At 66.2% G+C, this 16513-nt stretch carries 15 protein-coding genes; 9 read left to right on the top strand and 6 right to left on the bottom strand.

What is annotated here, in order from left to right:
- The first annotated feature begins 5 nt into the window (after nt 1-5).
- The 4 genes from IBJ82_RS08455 to rsgA all read left to right on the top strand — a co-directional run bounded on the left by IBJ82_RS08455 (nt 6) and on the right by rsgA (nt 3831).
- Entirely contained in the window at nt 6-848 is an 843-nt protein-coding gene (locus tag IBJ82_RS08455) for an ABC transporter ATP-binding protein (RefSeq protein WP_194825424.1), read from the top strand.
- Nucleotides 845-1939: a glycosyltransferase gene (locus IBJ82_RS08450; RefSeq protein WP_228536808.1), complete on the top strand. Its 1095-nt coding sequence runs from the start codon at nt 845-847 to the stop codon at nt 1937-1939. The genes IBJ82_RS08455 and IBJ82_RS08450 overlap by 4 nt, the downstream gene beginning before the upstream one ends.
- A gap of 64 nt (nt 1940-2003) precedes the next feature.
- A complete protein-coding gene (locus tag IBJ82_RS08445) occupies nt 2004-2540 on the top strand; it encodes a hypothetical protein (protein WP_228536807.1) in 537 nt (178 codons plus the stop codon).
- A gap of 259 nt (nt 2541-2799) precedes the next feature.
- On the top strand, nt 2800-3831 hold the full coding sequence (gene rsgA / locus IBJ82_RS08440) for a ribosome small subunit-dependent GTPase A (protein WP_194825423.1): 1032 nt from the start codon (nt 2800-2802) through the stop codon (nt 3829-3831).
- Nucleotides 3832-3907: 76 nt separating this feature from the next.
- On the opposite strand, the gene IBJ82_RS08435 is transcribed toward rsgA, so the two are convergent.
- The 3 genes from IBJ82_RS08435 to IBJ82_RS08425 form a co-directional block, all read right to left on the bottom strand.
- Nucleotides 3908-4813 carry a GNAT family N-acetyltransferase gene (locus IBJ82_RS08435; RefSeq protein ID WP_194825422.1) on the bottom strand — a complete coding sequence of 302 codons (906 nt, stop codon included), beginning with the start codon at nt 4811-4813 and terminating at the stop codon, nt 3908-3910.
- 3 nt (nt 4814-4816) lie between these two features.
- Nucleotides 4817-6715: a glycosyltransferase gene (locus IBJ82_RS08430; protein WP_194825421.1), complete on the bottom strand. Its 1899-nt coding sequence runs from the start codon at nt 6713-6715 to the stop codon at nt 4817-4819.
- Nucleotides 6716-6824: 109 nt separating this feature from the next.
- Complete coding sequence (locus IBJ82_RS08425) at nt 6825-7349, bottom strand: GtrA family protein (protein WP_370585223.1); 525 nt, start codon at nt 7347-7349, stop codon at nt 6825-6827.
- Between the two features lie 228 nt (nt 7350-7577).
- Between IBJ82_RS08425 and IBJ82_RS08420 the strand changes: the two genes are divergently transcribed.
- The gene (locus tag IBJ82_RS08420) at nt 7578-8546 is read left to right on the top strand and encodes a glycosyltransferase family 2 protein (protein ID WP_194825420.1); all 969 of its coding nucleotides are present in this window, start codon (nt 7578-7580) and stop codon (nt 8544-8546) included.
- Entirely contained in the window at nt 8543-10069 is a 1527-nt protein-coding gene (locus tag IBJ82_RS08415) for a DUF2142 domain-containing protein (protein ID WP_194825419.1), read from the top strand. The genes IBJ82_RS08420 and IBJ82_RS08415 overlap by 4 nt, the downstream gene beginning before the upstream one ends.
- 21 nt (nt 10070-10090) lie before the next feature.
- Here the strand turns inward: IBJ82_RS08415 and rfbB are convergent, their stop codons facing one another.
- On the bottom strand, nt 10091-11092 hold the full coding sequence (gene rfbB / locus IBJ82_RS08410) for a dTDP-glucose 4,6-dehydratase (protein ID WP_194825418.1): 1002 nt from the start codon (nt 11090-11092) through the stop codon (nt 10091-10093).
- A 325-nt stretch (nt 11093-11417) separates the two neighbouring features.
- Here rfbB and IBJ82_RS08405 point away from each other — a divergent pair, with 325 nt between their 5' ends.
- On the top strand, nt 11418-12116 hold the full coding sequence (locus IBJ82_RS08405; protein ID WP_194825417.1) for a hypothetical protein: 699 nt from the start codon (nt 11418-11420) through the stop codon (nt 12114-12116).
- Nucleotides 12117-12242: 126 nt separating this feature from the next.
- Here IBJ82_RS08405 and IBJ82_RS08400 read toward each other — a convergent pair whose 3' ends face one another.
- Entirely contained in the window at nt 12243-13286 is a 1044-nt protein-coding gene (locus tag IBJ82_RS08400) for an alpha/beta hydrolase (RefSeq protein WP_194825416.1), read from the bottom strand.
- A 244-nt stretch (nt 13287-13530) separates the two neighbouring features.
- Here IBJ82_RS08400 and rfbA point away from each other — a divergent pair, with 244 nt between their 5' ends.
- Nucleotides 13531-14403, top strand: a complete 873-nt coding sequence (gene rfbA / locus IBJ82_RS08395) for a glucose-1-phosphate thymidylyltransferase RfbA (RefSeq protein ID WP_194825415.1) — start codon at nt 13531-13533, stop codon at nt 14401-14403.
- Between the two features lie 3 nt (nt 14404-14406).
- Nucleotides 14407-14958, top strand: coding sequence for a dTDP-4-dehydrorhamnose 3,5-epimerase family protein (locus IBJ82_RS08390; protein ID WP_194825414.1), 552 nt, complete (start codon nt 14407-14409; stop codon nt 14956-14958).
- A gap of 61 nt (nt 14959-15019) precedes the next feature.
- Here the strand turns inward: IBJ82_RS08390 and IBJ82_RS08385 are convergent, their stop codons facing one another.
- Nucleotides 15020-16498: an MFS transporter gene (locus tag IBJ82_RS08385; RefSeq protein ID WP_228536805.1), complete on the bottom strand. Its 1479-nt coding sequence runs from the start codon at nt 16496-16498 to the stop codon at nt 15020-15022.
- Nucleotides 16499-16513: the final 15 nt, after the last annotated feature.

Raw genomic sequence — 16513 nt, 5'->3', positions numbered from 1 at the left:
TCTCGATGAGCCGTGTGAGTATCGAAACCCATGAGGCGTGGGTCGAGTTCCCGATCTTCGACGCCAAGTCGCGGTCGCTGAAGAAGGCGTTCCTCGGCAAGGCGGGCGGCGCGATCGGGCGCAACAGCTCCGACGTGGTGGTGGTCGAGGCGCTGCGCGACATCAACCTCTCGCTCAAAGAAGGCGACCGGGTCGGCCTGGTCGGCCACAACGGCGCGGGCAAGTCGACGCTGCTGCGCCTGCTGTCGGGCATCTACGAACCCTCGCGCGGCAGTGCGCGCATCCGCGGCCGGGTGGCCCCGGTGTTCGACCTCGGCGTCGGCATGGACCCGGAGATCTCCGGCTACGAGAACATCATCATCCGCGGCCTGTTCCTCGGCCAGACGCGCAAGCAGATGATGGCCAAGATCGACGAGATCGCCGACTTCACCGAGCTGGGCGAATACCTGTCGATGCCGCTGCGCACCTACTCCACCGGTATGCGGGTGCGGCTTGCGATGGGTGTGGTCACCTCGATCGATCCCGAGATCCTGCTGCTCGACGAGGGCATCGGCGCGGTCGACGCGGAGTTCATGAAGAAGGCGCGCACGCGGCTGCAGTCGCTGGTCGCGCGGTCGGGCATCCTCGTGTTCGCCAGCCACTCCAACGAATTCCTCGCCCAACTCTGCGATACCGCGATGTGGATCGACCACGGTCAGATCCGCGAACAGGGCGGGATCGAGGACGTTGTGCGAGCGTATGAAGGGCCCGAGGCGGGTAATCATGTGGCACAGGTGCTGCGCGATCTGGAAACCCAGGGCGCCGACGGCGCGGCGGGCGAGAAGAAGCTGGAGCAGAATCAGGTATGAGCGGTCAACGTGACGAGGCTGCCCCGGCTGCCGTGCCGGGTGGGTTCAGCATGACCGACCGACTAGAGGCGACTCCGGCACCCGTCGAACCTGCCGCTGTGCTGCCCGATGATCCCGAGCCCGCGCAAGCCGTTGTGCTGGCCGACGACGCGGAGCTGCCGGTCGGCGCGGAACCCGCCGACATCACGACCGACACCGGCCCGACCGCGCGGATCATCGCGGTGGTCGTCACGCACAAGCGCCGCGAGCTGCTCGCCGAATCGCTGAAAGTGCTTGCCTCGCAGTCACGTCCGGTCGACCATCTGATCGTCGTCGACAATGCCAACGAGGACGCGGTGGCCGAGCTGGTCGCACAGCAGCCGATCGAGGCCACCTACCTGGGCTCACGCCACAACCTCGGCGGCGCGGGCGGTTTCGCGCTCGGCATGCTGCACGCGCTCACCCAGGGCGCGGACTGGGTGTGGCTGGCCGACGACGACGGCCGCCCCGACGGCCCCGAAGTGCTCGCGAAACTGATCGATTGCGCGCGCAGGCACAACCTGGTCGAGGTGTCGCCGGTGGTCTGCGATATCGACGAACCGGATCGTCTCGCGTTCCCGCTGCGCCGTGGCGTGGTGTGGCGGCGACTGCGTTCGGAGCTCGGTGACGAGGACTTCCTGCCCGGCATCGCGTCGCTGTTCAACGGCGCGCTGATCTCGGCGAAGGCCGTGGATCTGATCGGTGTGCCCGACCTGCGCCTGTTCGTGCGTGGCGATGAGGTGGAGGTGCATCGCCGCCTCGTCCGCTCCGGGCTGCCGTTCGGCACCTGCCTGCAGACCGCCTACCTGCATCCCAACGGTGCCGAGGAGTTCAAGCCGATCCTGGGCGGGCGGATGCACACCCAGTACCCGGACGACCCGGTGAAGCGCTACTTCACCTACCGCAATCGCGGTTACCTGATGTCGCAGCCCGGTATGCGCAAGCTGCTGCCGCAGGAGTGGATCCGCTTCTCCTGGTTCTTCCTGGTGACTCGCCGCGACCCGGCCGGGCTCAAGGAATGGTTCCGGCTGCGGTCTCTCGGTCGCAACGAGCACTTCGGCAAACCGGACTAGCCCCTGAAACTAGGGGGTAGTTCCCTCTGGCAACAATCGGCGGTTCGGTCTTACTATGCGAAACGTGACCTTTGCAAAGAGTTTTGCCTCCGCCGCGGCGACCGTGCTCGCAGGCGCCGCGCTCTGTCTCGCCGCACCCGGCACCGCCCAAGCGGACGACACTTGCCAGCTCGGCTGGTCCAATGTCGGCCCACGCTCCTGCGTGATGAACCAACTTCGGACCGCACCGGTGGCAACCCTGGGCAACGGCGTCTGCGTCGGCATCCTGAACGTGGCGGGCACGGCGTTCGACGGACCGCTCAATTCCCCTAGCGTGGCCCCCGGCGCCACCCACAGCATCGCGCTGACCCTCTCGCAGGGATTCTCCCCGCTCGGTAACTGGGCACCCACCTTGCTGGCCTGTGATGTGAACGTCGTCGTCGACTGGAAGAACCTGGACAACGGCGCCACCGGCTCGGTGACCCGCTTCATCCCGGCCGACAAGACCAGCACCTACCCGGTCCAGGATGTGATCGCGAACACCGGCCCCGGTCGGGTCCAGGTCACGGTCCGCACCGACAAGCCCAACCTTCCCCAGACCACCGAGGTCTTCGTTCCGTAATCGACTGTTGCACAGTCGACCTGGCAAGCGCTGACACATATCGGCGCCGCCGAGGCGAAAAGAGGTTGCTCTGCCCCGGAGCGTTGGGGCAGAGTGAGGAAATCGAACGTTGGAGAGGAGGTGGATGTCCGTGAGTACACGCGTGTGGATTGCCGTGGCCGGGCGGCGCGATTGTGCGCCTGCCCAGGTTGCTCCGGACATCACCTCTCCTCGCTGAACCCGTCGTTCGGGTTCGGCACCCGACGAAGGATTTCTTACGATGGTCGACTACGACCTGCTCGTCCCTTACGGCTGGACCGAAGCCGTAGCTTCTGAATATCTGCCGCTCCTCGGCGATCTCGCGCCTGCCCGCATCGTCCGGATGGACCGCAGCGAATGCGATGTGGTCACGCCGCACGGCCAGGCGCGCGCTTCCTGCCCGCGTGACATCACCGGACTGTGCACCGGCGACTGGGTCGGACTCGATGCCGAAGGCACTGTGCGACAACTGCTCCCACGGCGCTCGGCGATCATGCGATCGTCGGTGTCGGGGCGCTCGGTGGCCCAGGTGCTTGCCACCAATGTGGATACCGTGCTGATCTGTTCTGCCGCCGACGGTGATGTCGATCTGGGGCGGATCGAACGGATGCTGGCGCTGGCCTGGGAGAGCAACGCCCAGCCGGTCGTCGTGCTCACCAAAGCCGATGCGGCGGATTACCTTCCGCTCGACGAGGTGCGTGCGGTCGCGCCCGGCGCGACCGTGGTGGCGGTCTCGGCCGCCGTCGCGGTCGGTCTCGATGTGCTCACCGCTGTACTCAGCGGCACCGTCGCCTTGATCGGGCCGTCCGGTGCGGGCAAATCCACCCTCGCCAACGCGCTGCTCGGCGCGGAAGTTTTCGCCACCAACGCGGTTCGCGCGGTGGACGGCAAAGGCCGCCACACCACGGTGCACCGTGAGCTGCGACCACTACCCGGCGGCGGCACGCTCATCGACACTCCCGGACTGCGAGGCATCGGCCTCTACGACGCCGCTGAAGGTATCGGCAAGACCTTCAGCGACATCGAATCCCTTGCCGCCGACTGCCGTTTCGCCGACTGCGCCCACGAGACCGAACCCGGCTGCGCGGTCCAGGCCGGACTGGCCGATGGCACCATCACCGAACGCAGGCTGACCAGCTATCGCAAACTCGCCAGGGAGAACGAGTGGATGGCGGCCCGCACCGACAAGCGCCTGGCCGCCGAACGCGAACGAGTCTGGCGCGACATCAGCAAACAGCATCGGAAGAACTACCGCGAACGCGGCCGCCGCTGAGGCCGAGCAGTCGATCATCAGGCACTCACGCGAACAACGGCCGATAGCCGAACCGCGTCAGTGCCTGATGATCTCGCTAGTCCTGTTCGAAGGTGACGTAGTCGCGTTGGGACACGGTGGCCTCGGCCAGATCGATCAAGTAGTCGATGGTGCCCCGGTCGGAGCCGAAGTGATTGCTGGCGTAGTAGGAGTAATTCACCATGAGTCGACCGTCGTCCATGGGCACCGCGAGCGCGGGACGGTTCTCCGCTCGTGACCAGCTGTGGTCGATCTCCAGCCCGCCACCCACCGAGCGCAACTCGCTCCCGGACAGGGCCAGCGTCCAGCGGTTCTCCGGGCCGTGACCGAGGTATTCCTTGACATAGATCGTCCGGAATCGTGCGGTGACCACCCGGCCGTCTGGCAGCAGGATGAACGGGACCTCACCCTCGGCATACAGGTGGCCGGGCTCGGGATCGTCGTGGAGTTCGGTGTGCCACAGGTCGTTGAGACGTGGTGCGGGCCAGCCTTTTTCCGCTGCCTCCGCACGGAGCGACAACCAGTGCTCGGCACGACGCCGCTCGTAAGCGAAGTTGATGACATGGGAACCGACATAGCGCTCCACCGTCGTGAACACATCGGGCGCAGCCTGATTGGGCTCACTCACCGAAACACCCGCGGCACGCGCGACCTTCTGCAATTCGGCCAGCAGGATGGCACCCGCACCGGTACCGCGCGCCGACTCGGTGATCAGGAATTCCGAGATCCGTAGCCCACCCGGCCCCCACTTGGCCGGTTGGAATACGTCGTAGGTCGCGAAGCCGACCGGCGTTTCGCCGTCGACGATCAGCAGCACCGGTCGCCGGGCATCCTCGGCAACCCGCCGCGCACGGCGCACGATGTCGGCCGGACGGTCCACCTCGAAATGCGCGTGCAATTCGGCGAGCAGCCCGGCGGCCGCCTCCGCGTCAGCAGCGGAGGCGGGCCGGACGAAACGGGTCATGGGTCAGCTCGGGTCGATGCCGTACAGTCGCGCCCAGTTCTCACGACTCGTGAGTTCCGGTACGGCCCTGCGGTATTCGGCCTGCAATGCCGGGAGTTCCTTGCGGAGCTTGCGCAAGGTGCGGTAGGCGCGGATGAGCAGTGCACGAGCACGAGCCTTGTCCCGGCGACGCACTCGCACGCCGGACTGGGAAGCGTCGGTGACCACCACGTGCTCGAACAGGCCGATGTGCCACCAGTGCGCGTCCTCGCGGGTGACGCCGATGAGACCGGGCTGGGTGCGGCCGGTCCACTGGGTGATCGCGCGCTTGATCAGCACCAGGTTGACGCGGCTCGGTTCGCCGCTGGCCCGGCGCACGGAGATGTCGGCGGAGTTCACCGGCGGGGTGGCCGCGGGGTGCTTGATGGTTTCGGGGTAGTCGTTGCGAGTGCTGCGGGCGGCGGCGAGCGCGTCGATACCGCCGTCGCGCAACGCCTTCGGGCCCTTCAGGAAGTCTTCGATGCCCTGCAGGGTGGTGTGCACCAGCCCGTACTGCATGCCGACGAGGTGCTCGGCGATGTAGCGGAAGAACTCGCGCGTGATCGCCTTGCCGTCGAGATCGGTGTGCAGGGCGCCGACGATGAGCGAGTTACGGGTGGAGAAGTACCGCGCCCAGTCGTCGTAGTCCTTCCAGTAGAAGTCGGCGTGCCAGACGGCGGCGTTGGGCAGCGTGACGGTGACGAAACCGTGCTCGCGCGCCCGGATGCCGTATTCCACGTCGTCCCACTGGAAGAAGATCGGCACCGGCAGCCCGATCTTGGCGACCACCTCCGCCGGGATCAGGCAGGTCCACCAGGCGTTGTAGCCCGCGTCGACGCGACGCTCCTGGTTCTTCTTGAGCATGGAGGTGTTGCGCAGCGCCTTCGGCACCTTCTGGCCGTGCTTGAGCTCGTGCAGATGCACTTCTTCCGCGCCGACATTGAGGTAGTCGGGGTTGAGCAGGAACAGCATCTGCGCGCCGACCAGGGTCGGTTCGACGGTCAGGTTGGCGAACGCCTGTAGGCGCAGGACGGTCTCGGGCTCGCACAGGATGTCGTCGTCCATCAGGATGACGTCGGCGTGCTCGTTGGCCGCCGACACCTCGTACAGGCCACGGGTGAAGCCGCCCGCTCCGCCGAGGTTGGGCTGGCGGATGTAGCGCAGCTTGTCGCCGAAATCAGGGCGGACCTGCTGGAACAGCGGGCGATCCTCGACCAGATCGGTGCCCTGGTCCACGACGTACACCGCGTCGATCGCGGCCAGCACGGTCGCGTCCGACGCCAGCGCGGCGACGGTGTGCGCGCAGTCCTCGGCCCGGTTGAAGGTGCAGATCGCGATGGCGACCGGGCGGACCTTCTCGGGCGCCTGCGCGGTCCAGGCGAGCTCGGTGATGTCGAGTTCGCCCCCGACGGCATCGAACTCGAGCCACAGCGCGCCACCGTCGACGTACTGATCCAGCGGCGCGGTGAGCGAGACGTACCCGCTGCTGGTGGCCACCAGCGAGGCGATGATGCGGCGGTGCCCGGCGATATCGGAGGCCACCAGGCGCACGTTCGCCTTGTCACCGACAGTCAGCTGCGCACCCACCGACACCTCGGTGACAGTGGTCCAACGCTGCCAGTAACTGGCAGCCAACCGGCCGAAGTAGGTGTTGGTGTGTGCGGTCGCGCCCTTCGGCAGGTGCAGCGAGTGCCGTTCACGGACCGCCGCACCCCCCTTGACGACCGCGTAGAGGTCATCGCTCACCCGGGCCGACGGCCCGGTGAAGATGCCTCGCGCCAGCACGAGCCGCTCGGGCGCTGAGTGTTCACCCCGCAGCGATGCGGGCGCGGCCTCGCGCCGATCGTTCGATTCGGTCACGGCTTTGGTAGCCGACTGCTCCATGAAGTCCTCGAAATTCTCGGTATCGACTGCGCCGGCGCAGGGAGTCACGTAAAAGTGGGCGTCGCGGCGGGCGGGGCGAGGATATCAATCGCGCGCCGCCCTCGCGTGGTCAGTGAGGTGTAGCCGCACCCCGCGCGTGTTGCTCATCGCTTGCCGACGAGCCGGTGAAAACGAATTTGCTGTAGGCCCAATAGCGGAATACGACTGCCATCGTCTGGCCGACCACGGTGGCGGAAATGTTGTCCGCCAGCGGTGACGACAGATCGAGCACATATCGGGAAAACCCGAGGCAGCCGAGTTGCAGGAGGATCGCTACCACATTGACGATCGCGTACAAAAGATATTCGCGAGCGGGGCTGTCCGACTTGCGGTGCGAGTAGGTCCACCACTTGTTCCCGAAGTAGGTGACCACCGTGGCCACCACGATCGCGATGATCTTGGCGACCAGCGGTGAGTGATAGAGCACACCCTCGGAGAAGGAGAATCCCCCACCCCAGAACACCAACAGGTTGTAAGTCCCCGCATCGACGAGAAACCCGACCGCCCCCACAACAAGGAACGCCGCACCCTGCCGCAATCCCGCTATCACCTTCGACATGAAGGGAACAGCAGGCGGTTCAACTGATTGCGACACGCCATGACGGTAGCCAACCCCACCCCCGACCCTTAGGGAGGGGCGGCCACGAAGTGGCCGGTTCGCGGCCGGGTCGCCGGTCAGGCGCCGTTGCGTAGGCGACGAAGGAGCAAGCAACGGTGCCTGACCGGCGGCCCCTCAGGGCCGCGAACACGCGGCGCCCGCGCCGCCAGAAATCCTGTAGCCTCCCGGTGTCCCACTGCTGCCTAACTCCGAGGATTGACCCGGGTGGACTCCACCGAGCTTCGCATTGCCGCCGTGGTTCCCTGCCACAACGAAGAGGCCGCGGTCGCCAAGGTCGTCGCCGACCTCAAAGCCGCCGTGCCGGGGATCGTCGTCTATGTCTACGACAATCTGAGCACCGACCGCACCGCCGAATGTGCCCGCGAGGCCGGGGCGATCGTGCGCTACGAGAACACCAAGGGCAAGGGCAATGTGGTGCGCCGCGCCTTCGCCGATATCGATGCCGACGTCTATCTGATGATCGACGGCGACGACACCTACGAGGCGTCGGCCGCTCCGCTGATGATCAAGACTTTGCTCGAGGGCCCCTACGACCACATTCTCGGCGTGCGCAAGCAGGACGCCGACGATGCCAGCGCCTATCGCAGCGGCCACGAGACCGGCAACAAGGTGCTCAACGGCGTGGTCGGCAAGGTCTTCGGCGAGAACGTCGAAGACATGCTGAGCGGTTTCCGGGTGTTCTCGCGCCGGTTCGTGAAGAGCTTCCCCGCGGTGTCGCGGGAATTCGAGATCGAGACCGAACTGACCGTGCATTCGCTGCACCTGCGCGTGCCGCAGACCTCGGTGTCGGTCGGTTTCCGTGACCGCCCCGCGGGCAGCGAGTCCAAGCTGCGCACCTATCGCGACGGCACCAAGATCCTCGCGCTGATCCTGGGCCTGGCCCGCCACGAACGCCCGGTGGCGTTCTACGGCCTGTTCGGCACCGTTGCCTGGCTGATCTCGGTCATCCTGACCGTGCCGATCGTGATCGATTACTACAACACCCACCTGGTGGCACGGTTCCCGACGCTGTTCCTGGCCTTCACGCTGCTGCTGCTCGGCAGCCTCGCCTGGACCGCCGGCCTGATCCTCGACGGCATCCGTCGCTCGCGCCATGAGACGGCGCGCCTGGTCTACCTGCGTTATTCGGCCGCCGGGGTGCGTGAGGACGTCGCGGCCGGAGAGCCTCGGTGACCACCTCTACCGAGCCCGAGACGACCGCTGTCGAACTCAGCAAGACCCCCGGGCGTAAGGATCGAGCGTTGGCGCCGGTGCGCGGGCTGACCCAGCGGTTCGGCGCCGCGACGGTGGCGTTCGCGATGGTCGCGACCGTGTTCGGTGCCGTGTTCGCCGTGCTCACGCCCGCCTTCTGGGGCCACGACGAGATCACCCAGTTCGGCCGCGCCTACCAGGTCGCGCACGGTGGGGTGTTCCCCCAGCGCATCGTCGACGACCGCGGTGTGGCCTACGGCGGGCAGATTCCGGTCTCCGTCGACGTGCTGATGGGCTACGCGTTCCACGACTACAACGACAACCCCGAAGAGCCCGACGCGATGGTGGCCGACCCCGGCGCCTACGACCGGCTCGGCGCGGCCGAGATCTCCTCGACTACACGGCAGATGTGGTTCACCAACACCGCCGCCTACTCGCCGGTGCCGTATGTGCCTGCGGCCGTCGGCATTCGGCTGGGCGAGGCGCTCGGCCTCAACGTGGGTGGCATGTATTTGCTGTCACGGTTCGCCGGGCTGGTGGCTTATCTCGCGGTGGTCGGATTCGGGCTCTTCGCGCTGCGCGAGCGGCGTAGCCAGTGGCTGGTATTCACCGTCGCGGTGCTGCCGATCGCACTGTTCCAGGCGGGCACCGTCACCGCGGACACGCTCACCAACGCACTCGCTATCATGGTGTCGGCGCTGCTGCTGAAAGCGCTTTTCGTCGGTGATCGATTGCACCGAGCCGAAACCGCCGCACTGCTCGCCGCGACGATCGCGCTGCCGCTGAGTAAACCGACCTACGTGCTGCTGGCGATGCTCGTCGTCGTTGTCCCCGCCGACCGGCTCGGTTTCACGGGAAAACTGAAATTCGTGCCGTGGGCATTCGCGGTGACCGGCGGTGTGCTTTTCCTCGCCTGGACGAAGATCGCGGCGCCCACCGGCGACGGCATGGGCCTGATGCGTCCGCCGCACCAGTGGGGTCAGGTGCGACCCGGCGATCAGCTCAGGGGAATCCTCAGCGACCCGGTGCAATTCGTGCACACCTTCGGCGAGAGTATCGCGCTGCGCGACCATCGCTGGTTCAACCAGTTCTTCGGTGAACTCGGCTTCGCGTATGTGGACGTGCCCGCGATTTCGATGCTGGCGTGCCTGCTCGCCTTCGCGGTAAGTTTCGGGATCATCGACCGAATGAGTACTGCCACAGCCACTTTCCGTCGCACGCTGATCGTGGCGCTCACGGTGCTCGCGAGTGTGGCGATGATCTATGTGACGCTGTACATGTCGTTCACGCCGGTCGATTTCTATATCATCGACGGTGTACAGGGCCGGTATTTCGTGCCGCTGGCGATCATGGCGCTTGCCGTACTTGCCCGCGTGGTACCGCTGCGGCTCTCGAATGCCGACGGGGTGATCCCGACCCGCGGAACCGCCATCACCGTGGCCTGTGCGTCGACTTTCGCGCTTATCGCTACCGCCGCAACGTATTACACCGTCGTCTGGGGATAATTCCCCAGACGACGGTGGGGGTTACAGCGTCTTTTCGCCCGCGGCCACGTAGGCGCGTTCGGTATCGGCTTTTTTCGGTCGCCACCAGTTCTCGTTGTCGCGGTACCAGGCGACGGTGTCGGCCAGGCCGGCCCGGAAGTCCGCGTAGCGCGGTGACCAGCCCAGTTCCTCGCGCAGCAGGCTCGCGTCGATGGCGTAGCGCTGGTCGTGGCCGGGGCGATCGGTCACATGATCGAAATCGGTGGGCTCGCGATCGAATGCCTGCAGGATGAGCTGGACGACAGTGAGGTTATCGAGCTCGCCCTGCGCCCCGATCAGATACGTCCGACCCGTGCGGCCGCGCTCGAGAATGTCCCAGACCGCGCGATTGTGGTCCTCGACGTGAATCCAGTCGCGCACCTGATGACCTGCGCCGTACAGGCGCGGGCGCACCCCGTCGATCAGATTGGTGATCTGGCGGGGGATGAACTTCTCCACATGCTGGTACGGGCCGTAGTTGTTCGAGCAGTTCGACAGGGTGGCGCGGATACCGAAAGACCTGGTCCAGGCGCGAACCAGCATGTCGCTACCCGCCTTGGTCGCCGAATACGGGCTCGACGGGTTGTAGGCGGTGGATTCGGTGAAACCCGGCTCGTCGGGGGTGAGATCGCCGTACACCTCGTCGGTGGAGATGTGGTGGTAGCGCACATCGTGGCGACGCACGGCTTGCAGCAGCGAGTAGGTGCCGACGATATTGGTCTGCACGAACGGCCACGGCTCGGCCAGGGAGTTGTCGTTGTGGGATTCGGCGGCGAAATGCACGACCGCGTCCACCCCGCTGACCAGATTGTCGACCAGGTCGAGATCGGCGATATCGCCGTGCACGAATTCGATCCGATCCGCTACCGGATCCAGCGACGACCGGTTGCCCGCGTAAGTGAGCGCGTCGAGCACGGTCACTTGGACATCCGGGCGCGTGGCCACGGTCTGCTGGACGAAATTCGCACCGATGAACCCGGCCCCGCCGGTTACGAGCACTCGCACTCGGTCAACGATACGGGCATTCCTAGAGCCCTCGTGACGAAAGGGCTGCCGTTATGCGTTGCTGGAACGTCTCTGACCTGTGACCCGGCCGCTATTTACACTGTGATCTATGTCATACTACCTGCAAGTAGGTTAAGACTAGGAGTTGGTTTTACTGAGAAAAACCCCGGTCAACGCTCAGGTTTCTATCAGCGCACCGGCATCGGAGTATCAATGGTGAACAAAACTTGAACTAACAGTCACAGCGGGTTCACCTCTGGTTAGCTGCGAGAGCTTTTGATCTACACGTCCCCTCCGCACGCTCCAAACTTGAGGTTCAACAAAAATGCTGATGAGGAAATTCGCCGCCACGTCGGCGCTGCTGATCGCTGCCATGGGCGTTGCTGCCGGCACTGTCAACGCCGCGCCGGTCGAAGAGGCCGCCCCGATCAACTACTCCGCCGAGGTTGTCGACGGTTCCAAGTCCGTCATCACCACCGACGCGGGCTCGCTGGTCGTCGAAGACGGCGCCTTCAAGATCAAGGCTGCCAACGGCACCACCGTCGCCGGTACCCCGCTGACCTTCCGCCTCGACGAGTTCGAGCTGCCGATCGCGGCCGAGATCTCGGGCAACACCGCGACCCTGACCCCGCAGCTGGACCCGGCCCAGGCTGTCTACAAGCCCGTCGCCCTGCCTTACGAGAACGTGGCGCCGTGGAAGACCGAGTACGAGCGTGAGCAGGCCGCCTGGAGCCGTCTGACCTCCACCATCTCCATGGGCGCCACCATCGGCACCCTGGGCGGTGGCCTCGCTGGCGCTGCCATCGGTTGTGTCACCGGTGCGGCGATCGGCCTGGTCGCGACCGGCGTGCTGCTCGCCCTGTTCGGCGCGGGCCCGCTCGCGGGTTGCGTCGTCGGCGCTACCAGCATCGGCGCCCTCGGCGTCATCCTGGGCCAGATCTTCGTCACCGCCCCGGTCGCGATCGGTGCTGCGATCCAGTACTTCGCCACGATCAGCCAGCCCTTCACCCCCCCGGCCAAGTAATTTCGCCGTAGGACAGAAGGAAAGCGGCCCCGGCCCGGAGAAATCCGAGCTGGGGCCGCTTCTTTGTGTCCGAGTGATGAGGGTGGCTCGGTCGGCCGACCGTGATCAGAACCGCCCGAGCCGTTCTCAGGCCGTGCGCGCCCGCTGGGCCGGTTCCACCGCGCCGCGAACGAACTTGGCCACCCGGCCGAGCGCCGAACGACTCTCCGGCATGCTCGGCAGGATGCTCATGAACGCGTGCACCTGCCCACGCCACAGCTCCAGCGTGTTCGGCACGCCCGCGGCGGTGAGCCGATGGGCCATCAGTTCACAGTCGTAGCGCAGCAGTTCGTCTTCGGCCGCGATGAGCAGGACCGGCGGCATTCCCGCCAGGTCGGCGTTGACCGGCGACAGCGCGGGATCCAGCGGACCTTCGTGCTCGGCGCCGAGGTGGACAACCGCCTCGAGCCCTTTCAGCGGAAGGTAGGCGTCCCGGTTGACATTGACGTACCCCTCTTTGGCCCGGTAGTCGAGATCGAGCAGCGGACTGAGGCCGACGAGGGCGGCGGGCAGCGGCAGGCCGATCTCGCGGGAGCGGATCGCGGTGGCGAAGGTCAGGAACCCTCCGGCCGAATCACCGGCGAACACGATGCGCGACGGATCGGCGCCGTGGCGCAGCAGCCAGCGGTAGGCGAGCACACAGTCGTCGACCGAGGCGTCGATCGAACCGGGCAGCTGCCGGTATTCGACATTGAGGACGGGCAGCCCGGTGCGCCGTGCCAGTCCGGCCACGATCGCGCGGTGCGTCTGCAATCCACAGACCGCGAATCCGCCGCCGTGCATGTACAGCACCGCGCCGTGGCGCAGTGCGCGTGAGCCGCCCGCGGGCCGCACCATCTCCATCTTGAAATCGCTGAGCTGGATCTGCTCGCGTTCGATGCCGTGGGGTTCGGGTCGCAGCCGCGACAACAGGTCGACAGCGACGGCGCCGACCGGGATGGTGGCCCGGTTGATGGGCACGGTGCGCAGCAGCGGTCCGATCAGGCCGAGGCAGGCACCCATCAGGACTCGCGAGGAGGTGCTGGTCCGGCCGGAGTTGACGATGATGCCCGGCTCCGGCCTACTCGTGGTGCCGATCGGGGCCACGGGCGCGAGCCCACCCATCACGCCGGTGATCTTCGTGGTTACCATCGCGCACCTACCTCACAGCTGGCGCGTCGACCCCAGACCAGGCGTAAGCCCCCCGGATCGGATGTCGGCGCTGACATCTAACACAGTGATGTTTCACACATCGACACTCACATAATCAGATGAGCGTCATGTCTGTCTCAGTTATCGCCCGACACGCCCGGTCACCAAACCTTCGTGACCAATTCGCCGACGTGTCGGAACCTCCCCGACGCTGAGGAGGACGGAACTGGCAGACTTGCCACCTATGCGCGGAATCATCTTGGCGGGCGGCACCGGCTCACGGTTGCACCCGATCACGCGCGGGGTGAGCAAGCAGCTCGTCCCGGTCTACGACAAACCCATGGTCTACTACCCGCTGTCCACCCTCATGCTGGCAGGGATCGACGACATTCTGGTGATCACCACGCCGGAGGACGCCGACGCGTTTTCCCGATTACTGGGCGACGGCAGTCAGTTCGGCGTCGCGATCAGCTATGTGGTGCAGCCCGAACCCGACGGCCTCGCGCGGGCCTTCGTCCTCGGGGCCGACCACATCGGCACCGAACCCGCGGCGCTGGTCCTCGGCGACAACATCTTCCACGGACCCGGTCTCGGCGCCAGCCTGGAACGCTTCCACGACGTCGACGGCGGCGCGGTGTTCGCCTACTGGGTGAAGGACCCCACCGCCTACGGCGTGGTGGAGTTCGACCACGGCCGCGCGGTCTCCATCGAGGAGAAGCCGAAGGTCCCGCGCTCGAACTACGCCATCCCCGGCCTCTACTTCTACGACAACGACGTGGTCGAGATCGCCCGCGAGCTGCGCCCGTCGGCGCGCGGGGAGTACGAGATCACCGACATCAACCGCGCCTACCTCGAGCAGAACCGGCTCAGCGTCGACGTGCTGGCGCGCGGCACCGCCTGGCTCGACACCGGCACCTTCGACTCCCTGCTCGACGCCGCCAATTACGTGCGCACCATCGAGGAACGTCAGGGCCTCAAGATCGGCGTGCCGGAGGAAGTGGCGTGGCGACGCGGCCTGATCTCCGACGAACAGCTGTGCAAGCTCGCCGAACCGATGGTGCGCTCGGGCTACGGCCGCTACCTGCTGGATCTGATCGACCGCGGAAAAGACTGGTAGCGCATGGAGTTTCGTGAACTGGCGATCCCCGGCGCCTGGGTGGTGACCCCGCGTCTGCTCGGCGACGACCGCGGCATGTTCTGTGAGTCGTTCAAGGCCTCGGAGTTCGAGAAGGCCACCGGGCGCCCGTTCGAGCTGCACCAGGTGAACACCTCGGTCTCGGCGGCCGGGGTGCTGCGCGGGATCCACTACACCGACGATCCGCCCGGTCAGGCCAAGTATGTGACCTGTGTACGTGGCGCGTTCCTCGACGTGGTGGTCGACCTGCGCCCCGGCTCGCCGACCTACGGCCGGTGGGACAGTGTGTTGCTCGATGACGTGTCGCGCCGTTCGGTGTTCCTGTCCGAGGGCCTCGGCCATGCCATCCTCTCGCTGGAGAACCGCTCGACGGTGACCTACCTGTGCTCGCTCGAGTACTCCCCCGAATTCGACAGGGACATGGACGCTTTCGATCCGCGTCTCGGTATCGCCTGGCCGACCGAGGGCCGCGACGGTCGCCCGCTGACCTACGTTCGCTCGGCGAAAGACGAAGCAGCGCCGAAGTTTTCCGACTGATTCACGTGAAACGTCGAACGGCACCACCCGTGCGAGGTGGTGCCGTTCGTCGTTTGTCCGATCAGGCGACCGGTTCGAGAACCTTCGCCTCGACGACCGGTGCGTCCTGGGACGGCTTGCGGAACCGTGGCAGGAACACCGTCAGTGCGACCAGCGCGCCGACGATGGTGACGCCCGCCGCGAACTCGAGGCCCGGCCGGTAGGCGTCGAGCATCTGCTGCGGAGTGGCACTCGTTCCGTGCCCGCCGGAGGTGACGATGGCGGTGGTCACCGCGAGCACGATGGCCGCGCCGACCTGCATGGAGGTCTGCAGCACGCCTGCCGCGAGACCCTGCTCTTCGTCGTCGATACCGCTGGTGGCCTGCACATTGATGGCCGGGAATCCGACCCAGCCGATGCCGATCAGCAGGATGGCCGGCAGCAGCATGGTGAGGTAGTCGGGCGCGGTGTCGAGCCGCAGGAACATCAGGTAGCCGATGGCCATCACGCTCAGGGTGACCGCGATGACCGGCCCGGTGCCGAAACGGTCGATCAGTTTCTCCGAGAAGAACGCCGACCCGACGACCATGATGCCCACCGGCAGCAGGGCCATCGCCAGCTTCAGCGCCGACCATTCCAGGGTGTCCTGCATGTACAGGGTCACGATGAACTGCCAGGAGAAGTACGAACCGGCGACCGCGATGATGGCCAGGCTGGCTCGCACGAGCGAGGCCTTACGCAGGATGCCGAGGCGAACCAGCGGGTGCTTCACGCGCTGCTCGGTGACGACGAACGCGGCGAACAGGGCGATCACGGCCAGGAACGAACCGATGGTGCGGCCCGAGGCCCAACCGACTTCCGGCGCGGTGACCACGGTGTAGACCAGCAACAACATGCCTGCCGTCGACAGGAGCGCGCCGAGTAGATCGTGTCCGCCCTCTTCGGCCTTGCCGTCCTTCGGCACCAGCGCGAACGCGGCGATCAGCGCGGCGACGGCGATCGGGACGGGCAGCAGGAAGGTCCAGCGCCAGCCGACGCCGGTCATCAGGCCACCGAACAGCAGACCCATGGAGTAGCCGCCCGCACCGAAGACGGTGTAGATCGACAGCGCCTTGTTGCGCGCTTTTCCTTCGGCGAAGGTGGTGGTGATGATCGACAGACCGGTCGGCGCGGTGAACGCGGCGGCCAGGCCCTTGATGAAACGGGTAGCGATCAGCAGGGCGGGGTCGCTCACCAGCCCGCCGATCAGTGATGCGACGGCGAACACCGCGAGTGCGATGAGGAAGACCTTGCGGCGTCCGAGCAGGTCGGCGGTGCGTCCGCCCAGCAGCAGCAGGCCGCCGTAGCCGAGGATGTAGCCGCTGACGAGCCACTGCAGGGTGGAGGTGGACAGATCGAGTTCGGCGCCGATGGACGGCAGCGCGACGCCGATCATCGAGACGTCGAGCCCGTCGAGGAAGAGAACGATGCACAGAGTGATCAGCATGCCCCAGAGCCGGAGGGGCCACCTGGTGGGATCGGTCGCCTGATCTGCGGCCGAAAGCGTTGCTGGCGAAGTCATGCGGAGGACATTACA

Origin of the sequence: Nocardia sp. XZ_19_231, assembly GCF_015355705.1 — a bacterium.
GTDB classification, from domain to species: Bacteria; Actinomycetota; Actinomycetes; order Mycobacteriales; family Mycobacteriaceae; genus Nocardia; species Nocardia salmonicida.
The sequence above is the reverse complement of the archived record's forward strand: the minus strand, read 5'-3'. Positions and strand labels throughout refer to the sequence as shown.